Genomic DNA, 20,735 nt, shown 5'->3' with positions numbered 1-20,735 from the left:
CGTTACTTAATTCTGATTACGTCCGTAAGCCTTTAAACTCAGGCATTAAGGATACTAAGTGTTGACTGTATTGATGTTGAGGTTGAGTGAAAAGTTGCTCCGTGGGTGATATTTCTAATAATTTTCCTTGTTTCATCACGCCAATTCGATCACAAACTTGGCGTATAACAGGTAAATCGTGACTGATAAATAACATAGTCAGGTTTAATTCGTCCTGTAAATCTTTTAATAGGTTGAGTATTTGTGCCTGTACCGATACATCTAAAGCTGATGTTGGTTCATCACAGATTAATAAACGTGGGCGTGTTGCTAGAGCGCGGGCAATAGAAATACGCTGACGTTGGCCACCTGAAAATTCATGCGGGTATTTCACACCAGCCATTTTGCCTAAACCAACATGATCTAATAAATCATGCACAATAGAACGTATTTGTGCCTCAGAATTTGCTAATTTATGGAAACGAATTGGCTCAGCAATAATGTCATATATCTTCATACGAGGGTTCATTGAAGTATAAGGGTTTTGGAATACCATCTGCATTTGACGTCTGATAGGGCGACGTTCACTTTCACTTTTTAGTGCGGTTAAATCGATGCCTTCGAAGGTTACTTTACCTTCATTAGGCGGATATAAACCAGCTATTACTCGGGCAATCGTTGATTTACCTGAGCCTGATTCTCCTACTAAGCCAAAGGTTTCACCTTCGTTGATATGAAAGCTAACATTGTTAGAGGCTTGTACGTATTCACGTTTACTTTCAAAGAAAGAATCTTTAGTTTTAAAGCGTAAACTCACGTTTTCTACGTTAAGTAATGGGCCGGTATATTGACGTTGATCTTCACTTTGCCCTAACCAATGCGTTTTTACATCGAGCTTCTGCATTTCATGTGCTTCTTCGATATAACTCACAAGAGGGAAGCGCTCTAATTTGATATCTGAGCGAGGTACAGCAGAAATCAAACTGCGTGTATAATCGTGGTCTGGATCGCCTAGCACTTTAGCTGTTGGTCCAAATTCCACTAGATCACCACGGTACATTACTGCCACTTTGTCGGTGACATTAGATACTACGCCCATATCGTGTGTGACTAACATACAACCGACATTTTTCTGAATACATAATTCACGAATTAGGGTCAGGATTTGATCTTGAATTGATACATCAAGTGCAGTGGTTGGCTCATCGGCAATAATTAAATCGGGCTCTCCTGATAATGCGATAGCAATAACAACGCGTTGGCGCATACCACCTGAAAATTGATGAGGGTATTGTTTAATACGTAATTCAGGTTCAGGAATGCCAACCTGTTGCATTAAATTGATTGAACGCTGTAGTGCTTCTGCATAACTAACGTCTAAGTTAGCTAGAATTGTTTCTGTTAATTGATGTTCAACAGTAAATAGTGGATTTAATGAAGTCATTGGATCTTGAAAAATAAAGCCAATTTTATTTCCACGTACTTGACGCATTTGTTCACTAGATAAACCTGAGATTTTTTCTCCATCTAGAAATACTTCTCCATCAGCAATTAAACCAGGGGGGCTAAGTAAATCGATTACGGCATTACCAACGGTTGATTTACCTGCACCAGATTCACCTACAACACCAACAATTTCGCCTCGTTCAATAGAGAATGAGAGTGATTTAACGGTCGCATGTACGCCATGGCGTGATGGGTATTCGATGCGAAGATTTTTTATTTCTAATAATGACATTAAGCAGGTCCCTGCAATTTGCTAAAAACTTAGCAATTAAAATAGTTTTGATTTTTATAGTTTTTGTTTTCTATTTCTATTTGCGACTTATTTTTTGATGCTTTTTATTAACTTATGTAAAGGACTAAATCCTTAAATCACAACATCCCATATCACAACATATAGCACTGAAATCTATGTTCTTAAGCAATTCAAAATTGTATATTTAAGTAATACTGAGATTTAAAGCAATTCCGCGAAAGAAATAATGCTGAGCATAATTGATGCCAATAACTTAAGTTATTTAATATCAATGCTTTGCGTTTTACAGCCCTAATTAACAGTTGATTGTTGCACCAAAACAGAAAATTCCTGCATCATAGTTAAGCTTTCGCAGAGTATTTGAACGATCTGTGCTTCAAATTACTCTGTGAGCGTTTCAGAGTACAAAAATTCTGCAAATATGATTAAGCATGTGAATATTCATTCATTTAAATTGCATATAACAAAAAGTTATAAATAAATTAAGCCCCATATTAGTGCAAAGCTTGCATGGCAACAATTACCTAATATTATTTTTGGCTACCACTTCAAAGAATTGAAAACTTGTTTTATATAGGGAATTTTCGTAATTGGTATAATTTTTTGACCTGTAGAGTGCTTTTTGAGCAATATTTAAATATCTGTTTTATGTTTAGGAAAAACCTCAAAATCAAATTTTTTCTCTAATATTGGTTGTTTTTTAACAACATATATTCCAATAAGTTATAAAAAGAAAGCTGCCTATACCAAGTGGTTATATTTGTTAAATAACCGAGATTAACTGTGTTTTGTTTCAAAATAGGGTGTAAGCGATTTCATTTCTGTTTATTATCAGCTTGCAAAAGGAAAAGTGGGCTGTCCATTTTTCATCATAAATGCTAATGGCATAATAGGAGATAAATAGTAAGATGCATCTAATTGATTTTGATAAAGCGCTTTTCATATGAACATTGAAATTAAAAATGTATCTGACAGCACGGCTCCTGAAGTTACTTGTGTTAACTGTTTAGCGACTCTGTTGTCGTTTAGAAGTGATGATTATATCCGATACCGGTGTGCCTGAACGCCATATTGCGGTTGACAAATATGGCGGTGAGACAATGCTTCGTTTAGAGGATGGCCGTTGCTCAGCCTTAGACAGAGATACACAGATGTGTACTATCTATGAAAACCGTCCTTGGATTTGTCGAGAGTTTGAAATGGGCTCCTATGAGTGTATTAATGAGTTTACCCCAAAAACTGCCAAAGCAAGCACTTCCTAAAGACTACTCATCAATGTTAATTTTATGGCAATTAACAATAATGCCATTCCTGCTAGTTTATCTATTTTGCGTTTATGTTGGTTAAAACGTGGTAGCAAGCTTGGATGTGATAATAGCAATGCAACACTGCTGAACCAGATCAAATGTGCCAACATAATAATTAAACCGTAACTTAGCTGTAGCATTATAGGTGTATTCACTGAAACAACTTGAGTGAAAATGCTCATAAAAAATAATGGTGCTTTAGGATTTAACATATTGCAGGTAAACCCTAAACGTAGTGTCGCCAATGCCGGCATATTTTGTGCTTGAGCACTTTGTTGATCGGTTATCAAATCGCGAGTTGTCAATAATTGCCATGCGATATAAATTAAGTAGGTCGCTCCTAAGTATTTAATTGAAATAAAAAACCAAGTTGAATTTGCGATGATCACTGCTAGGCCGGCAATAGAATAACTCGCGTGAATACAGATTGATAAACACACACCTAAGGTCGAATACAAACCCGCTAAACGCCCATTTCGAATACTCGTTCTTGTTACCAACACAAAATCTGCACCCGGCAAAACAGCCATCAAAATTGCAACTGTTGTGACAGCTAAAATTTCGCTGAGGTAGCTTGTTATTATTAGTTCCATATATAGTCTCTCAAGAGTGAATTGCAGTGATAAGAAAGTGTTTTTCGTGTTTTTGTATGTTAATTTATGAGTTAATTTAAACAATATGCTATTTTTAGAAAGGACTTGTGCGCTGTGGACACAAATAAATTAATTCCTTTATTACCGGATATGGCTATTTTTGTGACGGTTATTGAGCAAGGAAATTTTAGCAACGCGGCTAAAAAATTAGGCGTAACTCCCTCGGCGGTGAGTCGGCAGATTAGTCGTTTGGAAGATGCATTAGGTATTAAATTATTACAACGAACCACAAGGCAAATCGCACTAACGGAATCCGGAAAAGTCACGCTTGATTATTGTAAGCAAATGATTGAAAGTGCGGATAATGCAGTAAAAGCGAGTCATTCCGATGGTTCAAGGGTTCGAGGGCTATTAAGAGTAGCCGCACCAAAGTCACTGGCAAGTAGGGTTTTAAGGCCATTATTTGTTGAGTTTTTAAAAAGATATCCTGATATTCAATTACATTTGAAAGTGAGTGATCGAATATTAGATCCGATTCATGATGGTTTAGATTTTCTGATACATATTAATGATTCGCCAATTGAGTCCTTAGTGAATGTTAAAATAGGCCGTGTCGAACAGGTTATCTGTGCAAGTCCTGATTTTATGAAACGGCATAATGAGCCAACACATCCAGATGATTTAAAGCACTTACCTTGTATTTGTTTAGGTGAAAATTCAACAGACAATCGATGGCGGTTTAGTAATCATAATCAACAAGCAACAGTACAAGTTAGTGGTGCTTATTTACTTAATCACAGTGAAATGCGCCGAGATGCTATCGAGCAAGGGATAGGTATCGGCTGTTTACCTAATTACACTGCTCAACAAGGCATTGAAAAAGGAACGCTGATACCATTATTGACAGACTGGCATATGCAGGGAAATTATCATGGAGATATTTGCTTACAGTATGTACAAAGTAAATATTTACCAAATAAGAATCGTATATTTATTGATTTTATGAAGCAAAATTTACTTCAAACTAAGGAAAGTTAAATATGTCAGAGTATATTGCAACGATTAAGTGGCAACGTCATCCACAAGAGAAGTTCATAGACAATAAGTATAGTCGAGGACACCTTTGGATTTTTGATGGTGGTATTGAAGTACCTGCTTCATCATCTCCTTCGATTGTGCCATTACCATTTTCGGTGGCGGATAATGTCGATCCTGAAGAAGCCTTTGTTGCCTCATTATCGAGTTGCCACATGTTATTTTTTCTTTCAATGGCCGTTAAAGCGAAATTCGTGGTTGAGAGTTATTCTGATGCCGCTACGGGGGTCTGGCTAAGGATGAGCAAGGTAAAATAGCTATGACTAAGATTATCTTATCGCCTAAAGTTATTTTTGCAGGTGAATCACCAAGTTATCAACAACTCGAAGAAATGCATCATCAGGCTCATGGTTTATGCTTTATTGCTAACTCGGTTAAAACACAGATTATTACTAAAATAATTGAATAGTTTTTTTAAATACTCAAACAACTAATTGCGCTATGTTGGAGTTTTAATGAGTAATATCATTTAAAATCAGCTTTTATGATTACCTTGTTTAATCGATAAATCAATATGTTAAGGGATAACAGATAAAATGCTTACAGGTAAACGAATTATTATTGTTGGTGGTAGTGCCGGAATCGGTTTAAGAGTCGCTGAGCAGTTGATTGTCGCGGGAGCAAGGTTATATATTGTTGGCCGTACCGAGGGAAAATTGAATGAGGCTAAAAAGAAATTAACCTGTGATGTTTCGGTACATCAGCTTGACGCAAGTATCGAGCAAGACGTGATTGATTTTTTTGAGCAAATTGGACCCTTTGATCATCTTATTTCAACGGTTAAGCACCCACATGTCACGGGTGACTTTGCAACGACTAATAGTTGCGATTTGAAAGCGACTTTTGATACTAAATATTGGGGACAACATAACCTTGTTCAACATGGTATTAAATATGTTCGTCCTGGTGGATCCTTTATTTTAACTTCGGGCATTGCTTCCCGACGCAGTTATCCAGGTTTTTCAACTATGGCGGCTATTAATGGCGCGGTTGAATCATTAGTTAAATCCTTATCCGTTGAACTTGCTCCGATTCGAATTAATGCCGTTTGTCCTGGTTTTATTGAACGTTTTGCTAACGATAGTAAACGATTAGACACGGTAAAAAACCTCGGAGCGCGTTTACCTCTGAAAAGCTTGGGTGGGCAAAATGAAGTGGCTAAAGCTTATATATTCCTGTTACAAAATAACTATGCCAGTGGCACAATTATAGATATTGATGGCGCAGAGTTGAGTAGTTAAGTTTGTACTAAGTTTCACATTATTCTATCTTTGATGAAGTATATTACTTCATCAAATCACCCACATTTCATACCTATTCGTTCAAATAATATGAACAAATCGCACTATTTTCTTACCTCGTTTTATTAATAAACAACTGTTAATTTATCAGTCAAGTAAATCAAAACACGAGAAATGGAAAATATTATGAAAATACTTAATATTATTAATCAACACGCGACTCAGGATGGTGATGGTGTAAATATCTCCCGCATTGCTGATTTTTCGTCTTTAAAATTAGATCCTTATTTGATGATTGATGAAATTAAATCAGGCAATAAAGAGGATTATGTTGGAGGCTTTCCTGAACACCCACACCGAGGTATTGATACTTTTACCTATATGGTTGAGGGCGGTTTTACTCATCAAGATCAATTAGGCAATAAAGAAACGATCCAAGCTGGTGGAGTACAGTGGATGAGTACAGGTTCCGGTGTCATGCACTCTGAAATGCCAGTATTAGGTGAGAATAATAAAATACATGGTTTTCAAATTTGGTTGAATATGCCTGCCAAAGACAAAATGCGACCAGCTATATATCAAGATGCGAAGCATCAGGAATTACCTGTTTTAGATAATAAACAAGGGGCTCTATTAAAGTTATTAGCTGGAACGTGGTCTTTTGCCGAACAACAAGCGGTTTCTCCGTTAATACAATTATCGGGCGATGGCGCAATTGCCGATTTATCACTGCAAGCTAATGCTCAAGCTGAACTTGATTTAGCCCATTTCACCCAAGTATTAGTGATGGTATATCAAGGCTCACTTGATTTGCCTTGTCCTATTAAGGCCGGGCAGTTAGCCATTGTAGACAGCCAAAGGTTATTTCAATGTCAGGCTTCGAGTGAAGGTGCAAGGATGTTGATTTTGACGGGTAATAAAATTAACCAAAAAATTGTTCATATGGGACCTTTTGTGATGAATACACAGGCTGAAATTGAACAAACTATCCGTGATTATCAATCAGGAAAATTTGGTCGAATAGCATGAGTTTTTGCTCAAAAATCAATAATAGAACAGAGGTGAATATGGGGTTATTAGTTAAGGGTACATGGCAAGATAAATGGTACGATACAAGTAAACATAAAGGTGCTTTTCAAAGAGAGGAAGCACAATTAAGAAACTGGATCACTGCCGATGGTGGTGTTGGCCCAAGTGGTGAAAGTGGTTTTAAAGCTGAAAAAGGGCGCTATCATTTATATGTTTCTTTAGCCTGCCCTTGGGCTCATCGAACATTAATTTTTCGACAATTAAAAGGTTTGCAGGACTTTATTTCTGTGTCAGTTGTCAGTACGGATATGTCTGAAAATGGCTGGAGCTTTGACACACAGACTGGTAGTACCGGGGATCATTTATTTTCTTTATCCTTTTTACATCAAATCTACACTAAACATAAAGCTGATTACTCCGGCAGAGTCACGGTGCCTGTCTTATGGGATAAGAAATTACAGCGTATTGTGAGTAATGAGTCTTCAGAAATCATACGCATGTTTAATGGAGCCTTTGATGATTTAACCAATAACAGGCTTGATTTTTATCCTGTTCAACAACAAGGGGTGATTGATGACGTTAATAAATGGGTTTATGAAGATATCAATAATGGCGTTTACCGATGTGGTTTTGCAACGACACAAAGTGCCTATGAAGTCGCTTTTCATCGATTATTTAATGCGTTAGATAAGGTTGAAGCGATTTTGGATAAACAAGCTTTTCTTACTGGCGAAAAAATAACTGAGGCAGATTGGCGTTTATTCACTACCCTGATACGTTTTGATAGTGTTTATCACGGACATTTTAAGTGTAATCGACAGCGAATAGAAGACTACGTTAACATTAGCCAATATTTACGTCAGTTATATCAAGTAAAGGGTATTAAAGAAACGGTGGATCAAAGCCATATTAAACGTCATTACTATTTTAGTCATAAAATGATTAACCCGACGCAGGTTATTCCTTTGGGACCCGATATTGATTATATGCGAGCACATAATCGTTCAACCATGCCACTATAGAATTATTTCAAAGTCGGGAATAACCCTTGAAAATAATATAATTAACCCAATATATAGCTAACAAGAGTTACCTAGGCGCGCATAACTGCGTCTTTATTAAATTATAAAAGAAGCCCATGAATAAAATACGAGCAAGAATTAACCTGAAAGTTGGTTTACACAGTGACATCGATGCCGAGATCGCAACCTTTAAGATGTTTGATGAAAACCATGAACATATCGCGTTAATTTTTCAGCAAGCCGATCAAAAACAAAGTGCGCCTTTAGTTCGTATGCACTCTGAGTGTTTAACCGGGGATGTATTTCATTCATCGCGCTGTGATTGTGGCGAACAACTAGAAGAAACCATTAATTTAATGAAAGACCAGGGTGGTATTATTCTCTATTTACGCCAAGAAGGTCGAGGAATTGGCCTTTATAACAAAATGGATGCTTATGTATTACAAAGCCAAGGCATGAATACTTATCAAGCTAATAAGCATTTAGGTTTTGAAGAAGATGCGCGTACCTTTGAAGATGCTACGGCGATGTTACAGGCATTGCAGATCACCGATTTACGTTTAATAACCAATAACCCGAAAAAGCTAAATGCTTTAAAAGATGATTTTAATATTATCGAGCAAGTAAATACTCGCTTACATCTAAAGGATGATAACAACAGTTATTTACGTACTAAAAAACATCACGGAAAACATGATTTAAATATCGATTAATTTCTTCTATATAAACTCCTATTGTCTTTATTCTCCTATACTCCTTAGCAATCAATATGAAAAAGTATATTGATTGCTAAGGAGTAACTGCTTTAATGTTATCTTTCAATTAACCTCCATTATTTTTTAAGGAATTATTATGTTAGAAATGGCCGTGATTTATCTTATGTACTGCCATCGTTGCCGTGCCTATTGCTAAACGATTAGGTTTAGGCTCAGTATTAGGTTATTTGTTAGCAGGTATTTTAATTGGGCCCTTTTTATTAGGATTTGTAGGAGATCAAACTGACATTATGCACTTTGCTGAGTTTGGCGTGGTGATGATGTTATTTTTAGTGGGATTAGAATTACAACCGGCTCGTTTATGGAAGCTACGTCATTCTATTATGGGATTAGGTGGCCTACAGGTTGTTATCACAACGATTTTGATTTTTGCTGTTGCTTATTATGTTTTTGCATTGCAATGGCAAGTTGCACTTTCAGTTGGCTTGATGTTAGCTTTGTCGTCCACTGCGATTGTATTGCAAACCTTAACTGAAAAAGGCTGGATAAAACAAGAAGCAGGGCAGAACGCTTTTTCAGTGTTGCTGTTTCAAGATATTGCCGTGATCCCTATTCTGGCTTTGTTGCCCTTATTAGCCTTTCAAGATATTACTCAATCTAGCCATACTGGACATAACCTTATTGAAGATTTTCCTGTTTATATTCAAGTAATCATCTCTTTGGGAGTGATTAGCTTGATTATCTTAGCGGGAAAATATGTTTCAGCGCCATTATTTCGTTATATTGCCGAAACTAGGTTACGAGAAATATTTACGGTATTTGCATTATTTTTGGTTATATCTATTGCTTTAATTATGCAAAATATTGGTCTATCACCTGCACTAGGTACTTTTTTAGCAGGAGTTGTTCTCGCAGAAAGTGAATTTAGGCATGAATTAGAAGTTGATATAGAACCCTTTAAAGGACTCCTATTAGGATTATTTTTTATAGCGGTAGGGGCTTCAATCGATTTCCCTTTATTATTTGAAAACACCCTTTTGGTATTAAGTTTAGTGGTGGCTTTAATCGCGATTAAAGCCATGGTATTAGCAGTTTTAGCGCGTCTATTTAAAATGAGAAATGAGCAAAAATTGCTATTTACCTTAGCACTTGCACAGGGAGGGAGTTTGCCTTTGTTTTATTATCACTAACAGGTTCATTAAATATTCTTACAGGGGCGGAATCTAAAATCATTACCTTAGTGGTCGCGATTTCCATGTTATGTGCGCCAATATTATTAATGCTTTACGAGAAATATTTTTATAACAATGCTAAAAATAAAGCGCCTGACTTTGATGATGCGAGCCATATAACCCCAACTCAAAATGTCATCATTGCCGGTTATGGCCGTTTTGGGCAAATAGTCGGGCGATTATTACAGTCACAGGGTTATCATTTATCAGTATTAGATCATAGTCCCGCACAAATTGAGATGTTACGTCGTTTTGATAATGAAGTTTTTTATGGTGACGCGCGCGTAAAGACTTGTTAGAAGCTTCTGGCGCTAGTGAAGCACAGTTATTAGTGGTGGCGGTAGATGAAGCAGACAAAAGTATCGAAATTATTGAAATGACACAAAAGCACTTTCCTAATTTGAAAATAATAGCCAGAGCCATTGATCGTCGTCATGCTTATCAGTTAATGAAATTGAATGTACATGCTTTTAAAAGAGAAACCTTTGATTCAGCTGTTAATCTTGGTATTGATGCTTTGCAATTATTAGGCAACAGTAAGGATGATGCAAAGCGTGCTGGTAACCTGTTTCACCACCATGATAATAGTACATTACAATCACTGGCGGATACCTGGGGAGATGACAAACAATATGGTATTGCCGTTCGCCAACATTTACAGGATCTACGTTTGGTATTAGAGAATGATAAAGTCGAGCAAGAAAAGTTAAATACTTGCCATGGTGAGAATTGTGATTAAGCAAAGTTATTAACTTAATTTTTCTGCAAGTGATCTATTTGTTACATAGAAACATATAAGCCTTTAAATACAGTTTGCATAATAACGGGTATAAGTGTATCTATTGTTTCAGGCTATTTGGAAAATACTAAAATAGGAGTTTTAAGCGTATGAAAATTAAATCTAATGTAATTACTTTAGCGACATCACTTGTTGCATCTTTGGTGAGTTTTAATGCCTTTGCGGTTGATGTTGAGATTGCTGATAAAAAATGGGATGGCAATATTGTTCCAGAAGGTCAACAATGCCAAAAGTTTGGAGGTATTGAACCTTCAACACCTAGATTGTTAGTGACTAACATCCCAAATGGAGCAGATGCTTTATTATTTGAGTACAGTGACCGTGATTCTGAAAGAATGAACAATGGTGGCCATGGTAAAATTCAATTCGCATTACATGGTAAAACTATTCAAGTCGCTATTGACTCTGTTCCAGGACATACTTTTGAAATGCCAGATGGCGTTACTATGATCGCGACTCATGCTGGACCAGGTTGGGATAAAGCGGGTGCTTACATGCCACCTTGTTCTGGTGGTAAAGATCATCAGTATTATGTCACAGTGAAAGCAATGGATGGTGACAAAACCCTTGAGTCTACGGTGTTAGAGCTTGGTAAGTATTAAATTCGTAACTACTCAGGTCGTCGCTATTTAAGCCTATTTCATCGTTGGAAAATGCTCATTTAAACCACTAAACTGCGCTTTTCCGCCTTGAACTAAGCATAAATAGCTTAGTCCTGAGCATTTACCCTAATTTTCTGAAAATTCTTTAATCTTGAAGTAGTGCAGAATAGATAATAAATTTGGATATTAGTATTTTGTAGATAGAATGGTGCCTTTAGGCGCCATTTTTTTAACATCATTTTTAGCAACTTATTTTTTATCAACAAGAGATACTTATGAAACAAGTTTTACGAGATAAAATCATCGCCGTATGTGATCAAAAAATAGCGTCTAAAGGGGATAACGTGGGATTGTCATTTTATGCTTTTTTTGCCAATAAAAATGATGATCCTGAAGCCTTGATGGAAGTAGCAACTTGGTGGATCAAAACACATCAGTTAGACCATTTTGTTAAAGCGCGTTTTATTAAAGAAATGATTGTTAATGGAAAATAAAATGAGATCAGCTATTTATTGCGATTGTTCTTAATTATCTTTACAAATCCTTTACTGAAAACCTTAGAAGAGTTTATTTCTATTGAGTATTATTATCGTTAAGTTATCCTGTGTTATCAATTATTCTGTTAAGGCTAACTTTTGAAAACGATTTTATATACCATAATTGCATTAGTCGCATTTGCAGGAAACTCTGTATTATGCCGATATGCCCTAAAAGGCGATGCCATTGATGCATCAAGTTTTACTTCTATTAGACTACTCTCTGGTGCTGTTTTTCTCATTGCCTTAGTGATGTTAAAAAATAAAGGCGCCTTTAATTTTAAAGGTGGAAGTTGGTCATCTGCTTTTTATCTGTTTGTTTATATGGTGACTTTTTCCTATGCTTATATCACTTTAGATACAGGCATTGGCGCATTGATTTTATTTGGTGCAGTACAGATGACCATGGTGATATTCAGTATCGTTAAAGGTAAAAAATTACAATTGATAGAGTGGATAGGGCTTATTATTGCTTTTGCTGGATTAGCTTTATTATTATTGCCTAGTGGAAGTGCGCCGTCATTAATGGGGTTTGTATTAATGGCTATTTCGGGTATTGCTTGGGGTGGTTATACACTAGCGGGTAAAGGTGCTAAAAATCCATTAATAGCAACCTCAAATAATTTTTTAAAGACAGCCCCCTTTGTAATCGCACTTTTTTTGTTTACCTTTGATAGCACGACAATAAGTAATGATGGTGTCATATTAGCGATTGTCTCTGGCGCTCTGACATCTGGTTTAGGGTACGCTATTTGGTATGCGGCATTAGAAGGATTAAAAGTAACGCAAGTACGCGGTTTTACAATTAACTGTGCCTATTATTGCTTCCTTTGGTGGTGTTATTTTCACCAGTGAAGCTATTACCTTACAATTGGTCATTTCATCCTTATGTGTATTAGGAGGGATTTTAATTATCACCCTAGGTGCTCAAGTGATGGGTAAAAAGTTAAAACAATAAAAGTTAATTTTTTAGCAATTTTCTTTTATTAACCTTCGCTTAACCCTTGCTTCTTTATGCTTGCCTCCATTATGTTAGGAGACAAGCAATATGAACCATTTTAAACAATTTAAACTTTCAATTATTCCCTTAGTATTGCTTGGCGTAACAGGTTGTAGCGCCATTGATAATCATGACTTTGAGCAGTTGGCTGAGGCTTCAAAGGCGAGATCATTCAATTTGGGAATATCAACAAACTAATGCCACACAAATTAATCAAATCACTGATTTAATTGCTATTCCTGAATTAACCCAATTAATTAATCAAGCGGTTGAGCAAAACCCAAGTTTACAACAGACTGCGTTGGCTCTAAAAATTGCCTATGCACAGCGTGGTGTTACTGCTAGTGAGGCTATCCCACAATTGTCTGCTGGATTCAGTGGCAGTAAAGAGGAAAGCAGTGATGCGAGCTACAGTAGCGATCTTACCGTAAGTTGGGAATTAGATTTATGGCGGCAACTAAATGATGGTCTGCGTGCATCAGAAATGGACATTGCAAGCACACAAGCGTTATATCAAAGTGCACGAGATATCTTAGGTGCCAACGTTATGCGTGCTTGGTTGCAAATCAATTTACAACAACAATTAGTCGATATTGAAACGCAAAGATTAACTTTATTAAATAGCAATGAAGATACAATTCTAGAACGCTATCGTTCAGGTCTTGGTGAGTTAGAAGAGCTTGATACAGCGCACAGCACAACGGCATCAACACTTGCAACACTAGCGGAATATGAAGAGCAATTAGCGCAGGACAAACGTAGTTTAGTGTTATTAATTGGTGCCAATAAGCAACAAGTTGATTTAAATATTAGCAGTGAATTTCCAGAGGTATTATTACCGCTAGCTTCTTTACCAGAGCAAGATTTAGGCCGACGCCCTGATTTACAGAGTGCCTATTATGATATCGTAGCACAGCAATATATTACTGATGTCGCTTACAAAGCGTTATTACCTTCAATTAGTTTAGAAGTCGCGCTAACTGATGTCGCTTCCTCGCCAACCAATGCGCTTTTTGCTAGCCCACTTTGGAGTATTTTAGGTCAACTCAGTGCACCTTTATTTCAAGGCGGAGAATTACGCTCAGAAATTGAAATTGCAGAGTTAACCACAGAGCAAAATTATTGGGCATACCAAGAAACCTTGTTAACCGCTGTTAACGAAGTTGAGAATTACCTTGGCCAAGAACAAGCCTTAGATAAACAACAACAACATATTGCCGATGCCTTAAATAGTGCGAAACAAAGTTTTTCAAACTATCAGATTAAATATCGTCAAGGGCTGGTGGATATTCTTGATTTATTAACCGTGCAACAGCAGACCTTTGACCTACAAATACAGTTGGCTCAAATAACTTACAACCGATTAACTAACCGAATTGATTTAGGCCTGGCATTAGGCTTTGGAGTATCACTATGAAATTTAAATCCGCATTACCTGTCATTGTTACGCTAGTTTCTGTTGTGTGTTTAGCGGGTGCTGTTACTTATAATTCATCGCAAATGAAAAGCCCGGGTGAAAAATCAAAACCGGAAATGCCTGCGCAAATGAAATCAGAATTAAGAGCGTCAAACGCACCGAGTGTGGTGGTATTGGAAGTTGAAGCTGATACCTATAAAGCATTAGTGAAAGGTTATGGTGAAGTCGTTCCTCACTATGCCATTGATTATAGTGCTGAAGTAAGCGGACGAGTTGATCAAATCACAGATAAATTTGAAACCGGCAATATCGTTAAAAAAGGCGATATTCTGGTGAAACTTGAAAATACTACCTATCAACAGGCTGTTACAGAAGCGAAATCAGATTTAGCTCAGGCAGAGTTGGATTTATTAGAAGAACAAAGAACCGGTGAACAGGCTCGTTTAGATTGGCAACGTTCTGGAATGACCGGAGAGCCTAGTTCGCCTTTAGTATTACGTGAACCGCAATTGGCGGCCCAACTAGCGGTTGTTGAGAATGCTAAATATAGTCTCAAAAAAGCACAAAGTGATCTTGATAAAACAGTGATTAAAGCGCCTTTTGATGCTTTGATTGTTGAACAAAATATCCAGCCGGGTAGTTATTTGCAAACGGGTGACGCTGTCGCACAGCTTTACAGCATTGATCGCGTTGAAGTTGCTATCCCACTGTCTGCTAAACAATGGGAAAATTTACCTAAAGTAAATAACAGTATGTTATCAGATAAAAACGCAACGACTTGGCCTGTGACTTTGTTTAGTACCGACGGAGATCGTAGTTGGCAAGGATATGTAACACGTGTGGAGCAACATTTAGATAGTACATCACGTCAACGTTCTTTGATTGTTGCTGTTAATCAACCCTTTGATATTGAAGTTGGCCTTTTCCCTGGCACCTTTGTTCAGGCACATATAGAAGGTAAAACACTTGATAATACCTGGGAATTACCTGCCTCTGCTATTTCACAACAGGGTGATATCTGGTTTATTACTGAGGATAATCAGCTTAATAAAGTCGTCGCCAATAAATTGTTCGAAAAATCAGATGCAGTTTATGTCGCACCTATTGAAAATCAAAACTCAGTAAAAATTATTAAAAGACCCTTAAGTAGTTATGTTGTTGGCATGCTCGTTGCGCCGAAAGTAGAAGGCTGATCATTATGCAAAATTTGACACATCAAAGCGCTAGCGCAAATGAAGGTATCATTGGTTGGTTTGCACGTAACTCTGTAGCGGCTAATCTATTATTAATTACCATGATTGTTTTGGGTGTTATGTCTTTGAATGAACTTCGTAAAGAAGCTTTTCCGAGCATGGCACCAGATAGAGTTTCTATTTGGGTGAGCTACGATAGTGGTGATCCTCAGCAGGCAGAAGAAGGTATTGCCATCAAAATAGAAGAAGCTTTAGAAAGTATTGCCGGTATTGATACGATCACCTCTACTTCTACTGCAAGCGGTAGTAGTGTGGTGGTTGAAAAAAACAGTGAGTATTCCTTAGAAACATTATTTACTGATATTAAAACCAATGTCGATTCTATAAATGACTTTCCTTCTGGTGCTGATAATCCTGTTATTGAAAAAGCGACCAGACAAGATCATGCTATTTGGGTACAACTTTATGGCGATGCGGATCGAGAAACCTTTCAAGATTTAGCGGAACGACTCAAGTCAGATTTATTAACTAAAAGCGCTATTCGCGATTTGGAAATTAAAGCCACAGCAGATCCTATGATAGCGGTGGAGCTCGATGAAGCAAAACTGCAAGCTTACGGTTTGACTTTGTCCGATGTTTCCGATGCGATTAATGCTGAATCCTCAAGTTCTACTACTACAAGTTTACGTAATGGCGAAAAAGCGGTGCGTCTAAAAGTATCGCAACAAGCTTATCAACAGCAAGAATTTTCGAGTATTCGTTTATTAACCTTGTCCGATGGTACACACCTTTATTTAGGTGATATTGCTACTGTGACTGAAACCTTTGAAGACGATACATTTACTCTATCTCGTTACAACCAACAAAGTGGTATGGCCATTGAAATAGTGATGGATAGTTACGGTGATGTAACAAAAATTTCTGAGCAAGCACAGGAAGTTGTTGCTAATTGGAATAATAGTAATTATTTACCGGAAAATGTAAAACTAACAACTTGGCAAGACTCCAGTATCACTATCAAAGATCGCTTAAGTTTATTAACTAAAAATGCTTTGACGGGTATTGTCATGGTGTTTGTTATTTTGGCGTTATTTTTGAACTTTAAAGTGGCATTTTGGGTAGTCGCTGGTTTGCCTTTTGTCTTCTTCGGCACGCTTTATTTTATGACCGATAACTTTGCAGGTTTAACCATTAATGAAATGACCACCTTTGGTTTTATCATGGCCTTAGGGATAGTTGTTGATGATGCTGTAGTTGTTGGGGAAAGTATTTATAGTACCCGAAAAGAAGAAGGCGATACGATTGCAAATACTATCAAAGGTACGATGAAAGTCGCTGTTCCTACCATTTTTGGTGTATTAACTACTGTGGTTGCATTTGTGGCAATTTCTAATGTAGAAGGGCGCTTGGGTGAAATTTATGCGCAATTTGCCTCTGTGGTAACTATTTGTTTATTACTATCACTGGTTGAGTCAAAAATCATTTTACCTTCTCACCTTGCGCACCTAAAAACGCATGGTGTAGCAAACAAGGGTATTTGGTCACGTATTCAACATGGTGCTGACTTTGGTTTACAGTGGTTTAGTAAAAATATTTACACTAAAGCCATTGATTTAGCCCTGCAGTATCGTTACGCCGTGTTGATTTTATTCTTCTCTGTTTTTGTGTTGGTTATTGGTTTACCAATGACGGGTAAAGTACGTGTTTCGTTTTTCCCTGATATTGCAGGCGATACAGTTCGCGGTGAAATCTCTATGTATGACGATGCCAGCTTTGGACAAACAGAGGCAAGTTTATTACGTCTGGAGGCAAGCGCGATTCAAGCTGATGCTAATTTGATGGAAAAATACGGCATACAGGAAAGTGAAATTCTAAACTTACAAGTCACAGCTGAAAGTGATGATAGTGGCACAGTGACAGTTGGCCTGGATACTGACAGTGTTTATAAGTCAACAGAATTAGTTGCTGAATGGAAACGTCTAACAGGTAATCCAGAAGGGGTTAAAAAATTAAGCATTGAATCTAAAAAATCCATGGGTGATGACTTTAAAGTGGAAATTAAAGCCTGGGATAGTGAAACTGTATTTGCGGCTGGTGAAGCAATAAAAGCCCAATTACAGAGCATCGACGGTGTTAGTGGCATCGATGATAATATGAGTGCCGGTGAACCTCAGTATCGCTTTGAACTAACAGATCAAGGACGTTCTTTAGGTATCGAAACATCTAGTTTAGCATCGCAAATTTTACGTTCTTTTGGTGGCTCAACGGTACAAAGTTTCCAACGAGATAATGACGAAGTTAGTGTGAAAGTACGTTATCCACAATCGCAAAGACAAACCTTAGCGGATGTAATGGACGCACAGGTGAGAACTGACGATGGCACTATCGTTCCATTAACCAGTGTGGTGACAGTACATAGCGAGTATCAAACATCAACAGTGACACGTATTGATAATTTAAGAGCGGTATACATCAGTGCAAGTGTTGATAAAAACATTATTGCAACCAATGAGTTAGTGCAATTATTGAAAGCCGACATTGTGCCTGAATTGATTAATACTTACTCTAATTTACAGATAGATTTTGCGGGTGAAGCCGAGCGTCAAGAGGAAACAACCAGTTCAATGAGTAGCATGTTTGTGATGGCCTTGATTGCTATTTATGCATTGCTGGCTATTCCCTTGAAATCCTATGTGCAACCGGTGTTGATCATGATGGCCATTCCATTTGGTTTAGTGGGAGCAATTTTAGGACATGTATTGAATGATTTGACCATCAGTATTCTTTCTTTAAATGGTGTGTTAGCGCTAAGTGGGGTGGTAGTGAATGACAGTTTATTACTTGTTTCACGTTATAATGAGTTAATAAAAGATAAACATATGAAGGTTAAGGAAGCGATTAAGTTAGCTTGTACTGGTCGTTTGAGAGCTGTGTTACTGACTTCATTTACTACTTTTGCGGGACTTGCTCCTTTATTAAGTGAAACATCCCTGCAGGCTCAGTTCCTTATACCAGCAATGACATCCTTAGGGTACGGCATTTTATTTGCGACCTTGATTACTTTAGTGTTGATACCTTCATTATTATTGATTCATCATGAGGTTAATAGCATCATAGTGAATGTAATGAAAAAAATTGGCCTGAAAAAGAGAGCTTAGATGGCACTGAAATTATTATTAGTTGAAGACGATATTGATTTAGCAACCGCGGTTATTGATTATCTCGAATTAGAAGATATGCAATGTGACCATGCTATCAATGGATTGGTAGGTTTAAATTTAATAGAAAAAAATAATTACCAGGTGATTATTTTGGATTTAAACTTGCCAAAAATGAGTGGTTTAAATGTTTGCGAATCAATGCGTCGTAAAGGAATTGATACGCCTGTATTAATGCTCACGGCGATGGATAGTTTGCAAGATAAGTTAACCGGATTTGAAAAGGGCACCGATGATTATTTGGTCAAGCCATTTGCAATGAAAGAGTTAATTGTCCGTGTACAGGCTCTTTCGCGTCGCCGAAGTGGACAGGTAAATCGACTGTCATTATTAGATCTTGAATTAGATTTACAAAAAAAACAGGCAACTCGAGCTGAAGTAGTACTTAAATTGTCACCTATCGCCTTAAAAATATTAGAAGTTTTAATGCGTGCGAGCCCGAACCCAGTCACACGAGAAGATTTAATACAAAGTGTTTGGGGGGATGATCAGCCCGATAGTAATAGTTTAAAAGTGCATATTTATAACCTGAGAAAGCAAGTTGACGGTGGTGATGTTACCACTTTGCTTGCAAACTATTTCTGGTTATGGATTTGCCCTGAAACCTGCTGAATGAGACCGAGATAGAAACATAAATGAAGATAAGACTTAGTATTCGATATTATTTTTTAGGCGCAGTACTCTTATTAGCCTCCTGTATGGTGATCGCTTTTTCTGTGCTGACGGCAAATTACTTCAATGAAGGAAGAGATTCTATTTTACACCGCACTATGGTGCAAATGGCAGAAATAGAGGGTGTTACAGACGGACATCCGGTGAATGTGATTGATTTTCAAATTGCCAGTCGTTGGCAGGATTTAACTGAAGATATCCAACTGGTATTTGAGGAGCAAGGTCATAAGGCGATTAAATTAAATAAAATAATCGTCAGTGATTCTATATTCTCACGCCCTAAGGCAGGCTATTTTGTTGTTGATATCTCCAATTCTAAAGGAGAAAAACGTTATGTGGCTAAGGTTTTAGAGCCTGATAATGACGCGCCTATTGAGAAAAGGGGCATGCCTCATTTTATCTGGATTTTTGCTTTTGCTATTAGTGGTATTGCTATTTTTTTATTAATGTTGCTATTGATTATGCGCACCGTTGCTAAGCCTATTGAAGCCTTACGTCATTGGGCAAGTTCATTAAATGAAAAAAGCCTTCAGCAGACTCCACCTGATTTTCAATATAAAGAATTAAATAGCCTCGCAGAAATTGTCCATAATAGCCTTAACACGGTGCAAGACAGTTTACATAGAGAACATGAATTCTTACGCTTTGCCAGCCATGAATTACGTACACCTATTGCGGTCATTCGAACCAATGTGGAGTTATTACGTAAAATCAATGAAAGTGAAAAGGCAAGCATTAAACAAAATCGCGTTGTAGAGCGTATTGAGCGTGCTGGATTTACCATGAGCCATTTAACAGAAACTCTGTTGTGGCTTAGTCGAGGTGATTCTATACCACCTGCAATACAAAAAATTCAACTTAATGAGTTAGTGTTGCGATTAATTGAAGAGTTAAGTTATCTGCTTCAAGGTAAAACTGTTGATGTAACAGTGCAAACATCTGAGTGTCAGATTGAATTACCAGAGACAGCTTGTCGTATTGTGCTAACTAATTTAATTAGAAATGCCTTTCAGCATACACAAAATGGTATCGTGTCCATTTCTCAACAAGGACAAAGCGTCATTATAAATAGTAAAGAGATTGATAATGATGATGAGATGAAAAGTGATAGCAATGAGCTAGGTTTCGGACTTGGATTAAAATTGACTGAAAAGCTGGTCCAGCAATTTAATTGGCAGTGTCAATGTCAAGCGCAACAGACAGGGCATATTGTTGAAGTTAACTTTATAACTGAAAACAACTGAAATTAAACAACGCATCGCTTAAAACAAAAAACCTAGCATTTGCTAGGTTTTTTTATGAGTATTTACTACTTGTATCTGTCT

General features: G+C 37.2%; 15 protein-coding genes and 3 pseudogenes. 16 read left to right on the top strand and 2 right to left on the bottom strand.

Features of this window, described 5'->3' with window-relative positions:
* Positions 1 to 16 precede the first annotated feature (16 nt).
* A complete protein-coding gene (locus tag ACLKMH_RS20435) occupies positions 17 to 1,717 on the bottom strand; it encodes a dipeptide ABC transporter ATP-binding protein (protein WP_413699730.1) in 1,701 nt (566 codons plus the stop codon).
* Between the two features lie 964 nt (positions 1,718 to 2,681).
* Here ACLKMH_RS20435 and ACLKMH_RS20430 point away from each other — a divergent pair.
* Positions 2,682 to 3,000, top strand: a pseudogene (locus tag ACLKMH_RS20430) (YkgJ family cysteine cluster protein).
* Here ACLKMH_RS20430 and ACLKMH_RS20425 read toward each other — a convergent pair.
* Positions 2,997 to 3,638, bottom strand: a complete 642-nt coding sequence (locus ACLKMH_RS20425; protein WP_413699729.1) for a LysE family translocator — start codon at positions 3,636 to 3,638, stop codon at positions 2,997 to 2,999. The pseudogene ACLKMH_RS20430 and the gene ACLKMH_RS20425 sit on opposite strands and share 4 nt — an antisense overlap.
* A 114-nt stretch (positions 3,639 to 3,752) precedes the next feature.
* Between ACLKMH_RS20425 and ACLKMH_RS20420 the strand changes: the two genes are divergently transcribed.
* The 15 genes and pseudogenes from ACLKMH_RS20420 to ACLKMH_RS20350 all read left to right on the top strand — a co-directional run bounded on the left by ACLKMH_RS20420 (position 3,753) and on the right by ACLKMH_RS20350 (position 20,654).
* On the top strand, positions 3,753 to 4,676 hold the full coding sequence (locus tag ACLKMH_RS20420) for a LysR family transcriptional regulator (RefSeq protein WP_413699728.1): 924 nt from the start codon (positions 3,753 to 3,755) through the stop codon (positions 4,674 to 4,676).
* Positions 4,677 to 4,678: 2 nt separating this feature from the next.
* Positions 4,679 to 5,142, top strand: a pseudogene (locus ACLKMH_RS20415) (OsmC family protein).
* 127 nt (positions 5,143 to 5,269) lie between these two features.
* A complete protein-coding gene (locus ACLKMH_RS20410; protein ID WP_413699727.1) occupies positions 5,270 to 5,974 on the top strand; it encodes an SDR family oxidoreductase in 705 nt (234 codons plus the stop codon).
* A gap of 186 nt (positions 5,975 to 6,160) precedes the next feature.
* Positions 6,161 to 7,003, top strand: a complete 843-nt coding sequence (locus tag ACLKMH_RS20405) for a pirin family protein (RefSeq protein ID WP_413699726.1) — start codon at positions 6,161 to 6,163, stop codon at positions 7,001 to 7,003.
* 38 nt (positions 7,004 to 7,041) lie between these two features.
* Entirely contained in the window at positions 7,042 to 8,025 is a 984-nt protein-coding gene (locus tag ACLKMH_RS20400) for a glutathione S-transferase family protein (protein WP_413702423.1), read from the top strand.
* A gap of 116 nt (positions 8,026 to 8,141) precedes the next feature.
* Complete coding sequence (ribA, locus tag ACLKMH_RS20395) at positions 8,142 to 8,738, top strand: GTP cyclohydrolase II RibA (protein ID WP_413699725.1); 597 nt, start codon at positions 8,142 to 8,144, stop codon at positions 8,736 to 8,738.
* A 139-nt stretch (positions 8,739 to 8,877) separates the two neighbouring features.
* A pseudogene (locus ACLKMH_RS20390) lies at positions 8,878 to 10,712 on the top strand (monovalent cation:proton antiporter-2 (CPA2) family protein).
* Between the two features lie 149 nt (positions 10,713 to 10,861).
* Positions 10,862 to 11,374 carry a hypothetical protein gene (locus tag ACLKMH_RS20385; RefSeq protein ID WP_413699724.1) on the top strand — a complete coding sequence of 171 codons (513 nt, stop codon included), beginning with the start codon at positions 10,862 to 10,864 and terminating at the stop codon, positions 11,372 to 11,374.
* A gap of 275 nt (positions 11,375 to 11,649) precedes the next feature.
* The gene (locus ACLKMH_RS20380) at positions 11,650 to 11,868 is read left to right on the top strand and encodes a DUF6500 family protein (RefSeq protein ID WP_413699723.1); all 219 of its coding nucleotides are present in this window, start codon (positions 11,650 to 11,652) and stop codon (positions 11,866 to 11,868) included.
* A 141-nt stretch (positions 11,869 to 12,009) separates the two neighbouring features.
* Positions 12,010 to 12,765: a DMT family transporter gene (locus tag ACLKMH_RS20375; protein WP_413699722.1), complete on the top strand. Its 756-nt coding sequence runs from the start codon at positions 12,010 to 12,012 to the stop codon at positions 12,763 to 12,765.
* Between the two features lie 275 nt (positions 12,766 to 13,040).
* On the top strand, positions 13,041 to 14,327 hold the full coding sequence (locus ACLKMH_RS20370) for a TolC family protein (RefSeq protein WP_413702422.1): 1,287 nt from the start codon (positions 13,041 to 13,043) through the stop codon (positions 14,325 to 14,327).
* Positions 14,324 to 15,520, top strand: coding sequence for an efflux RND transporter periplasmic adaptor subunit (locus ACLKMH_RS20365; RefSeq protein WP_413699721.1), 1,197 nt, complete (start codon positions 14,324 to 14,326; stop codon positions 15,518 to 15,520). The genes ACLKMH_RS20370 and ACLKMH_RS20365 overlap by 4 nt, the downstream gene beginning before the upstream one ends.
* 5 nt (positions 15,521 to 15,525) lie before the next feature.
* Positions 15,526 to 18,678, top strand: coding sequence for an efflux RND transporter permease subunit (locus tag ACLKMH_RS20360; RefSeq protein WP_413699720.1), 3,153 nt, complete (start codon positions 15,526 to 15,528; stop codon positions 18,676 to 18,678).
* Complete coding sequence (locus tag ACLKMH_RS20355; RefSeq protein ID WP_413699719.1) at positions 18,679 to 19,350, top strand: response regulator transcription factor; 672 nt, start codon at positions 18,679 to 18,681, stop codon at positions 19,348 to 19,350.
* Between the two features lie 23 nt (positions 19,351 to 19,373).
* Positions 19,374 to 20,654, top strand: a complete 1,281-nt coding sequence (locus tag ACLKMH_RS20350; RefSeq protein ID WP_413699718.1) for a sensor histidine kinase — start codon at positions 19,374 to 19,376, stop codon at positions 20,652 to 20,654.
* The last annotated feature ends 81 nt before the right edge of the window (positions 20,655 to 20,735 follow it).

This window comes from Psychromonas sp. KJ10-10 (assembly GCF_047323245.1).
GTDB lineage: Bacteria > Pseudomonadota > Gammaproteobacteria > Enterobacterales > Psychromonadaceae > Psychromonas.
This window is presented reverse-complemented; position numbering and strand designations above follow the sequence as displayed.

What these genes read in the sequence shown, in the direction of transcription:
- ACLKMH_RS20410 (WP_413699727.1), top strand. Translation starts at nt 5,270, where the DNA reads ATGCTTACAGGTAAACGAATTATTATTGTTGGTGGTAGTGCCGGAATC.
- ACLKMH_RS20400 (WP_413702423.1), top strand. Translation starts at nt 7,042, where the DNA reads ATGGGGTTATTAGTTAAGGGTACATGGCAAGATAAATGGTACGATACA.
- ACLKMH_RS20360 (WP_413699720.1), top strand. Translation starts at nt 15,526, where the DNA reads ATGCAAAATTTGACACATCAAAGCGCTAGCGCAAATGAAGGTATCATT.
- ACLKMH_RS20370 (WP_413702422.1), top strand. Translation starts at nt 13,041, where the DNA reads ATGACTTTGAGCAGTTGGCTGAGGCTTCAAAGGCGAGATCATTCAATT.
- ribA (WP_413699725.1), top strand. Translation starts at nt 8,142, where the DNA reads ATGAATAAAATACGAGCAAGAATTAACCTGAAAGTTGGTTTACACAGT.
- ACLKMH_RS20405 (WP_413699726.1), top strand. Translation starts at nt 6,161, where the DNA reads ATGAAAATACTTAATATTATTAATCAACACGCGACTCAGGATGGTGAT.
- ACLKMH_RS20435 (WP_413699730.1), bottom strand. Translation starts at nt 1,717, where the DNA reads ATGTCATTATTAGAAATAAAAAATCTTCGCATCGAATACCCATCACGC.
- ACLKMH_RS20425 (WP_413699729.1), bottom strand. Translation starts at nt 3,638, where the DNA reads ATGGAACTAATAATAACAAGCTACCTCAGCGAAATTTTAGCTGTCACA.
- ACLKMH_RS20385 (WP_413699724.1), top strand. Translation starts at nt 10,862, where the DNA reads ATGAAAATTAAATCTAATGTAATTACTTTAGCGACATCACTTGTTGCA.
- ACLKMH_RS20380 (WP_413699723.1), top strand. Translation starts at nt 11,650, where the DNA reads ATGAAACAAGTTTTACGAGATAAAATCATCGCCGTATGTGATCAAAAA.
- ACLKMH_RS20365 (WP_413699721.1), top strand. Translation starts at nt 14,324, where the DNA reads ATGAAATTTAAATCCGCATTACCTGTCATTGTTACGCTAGTTTCTGTT.
- ACLKMH_RS20350 (WP_413699718.1), top strand. Translation starts at nt 19,374, where the DNA reads ATGAAGATAAGACTTAGTATTCGATATTATTTTTTAGGCGCAGTACTC.
- ACLKMH_RS20355 (WP_413699719.1), top strand. Translation starts at nt 18,679, where the DNA reads ATGGCACTGAAATTATTATTAGTTGAAGACGATATTGATTTAGCAACC.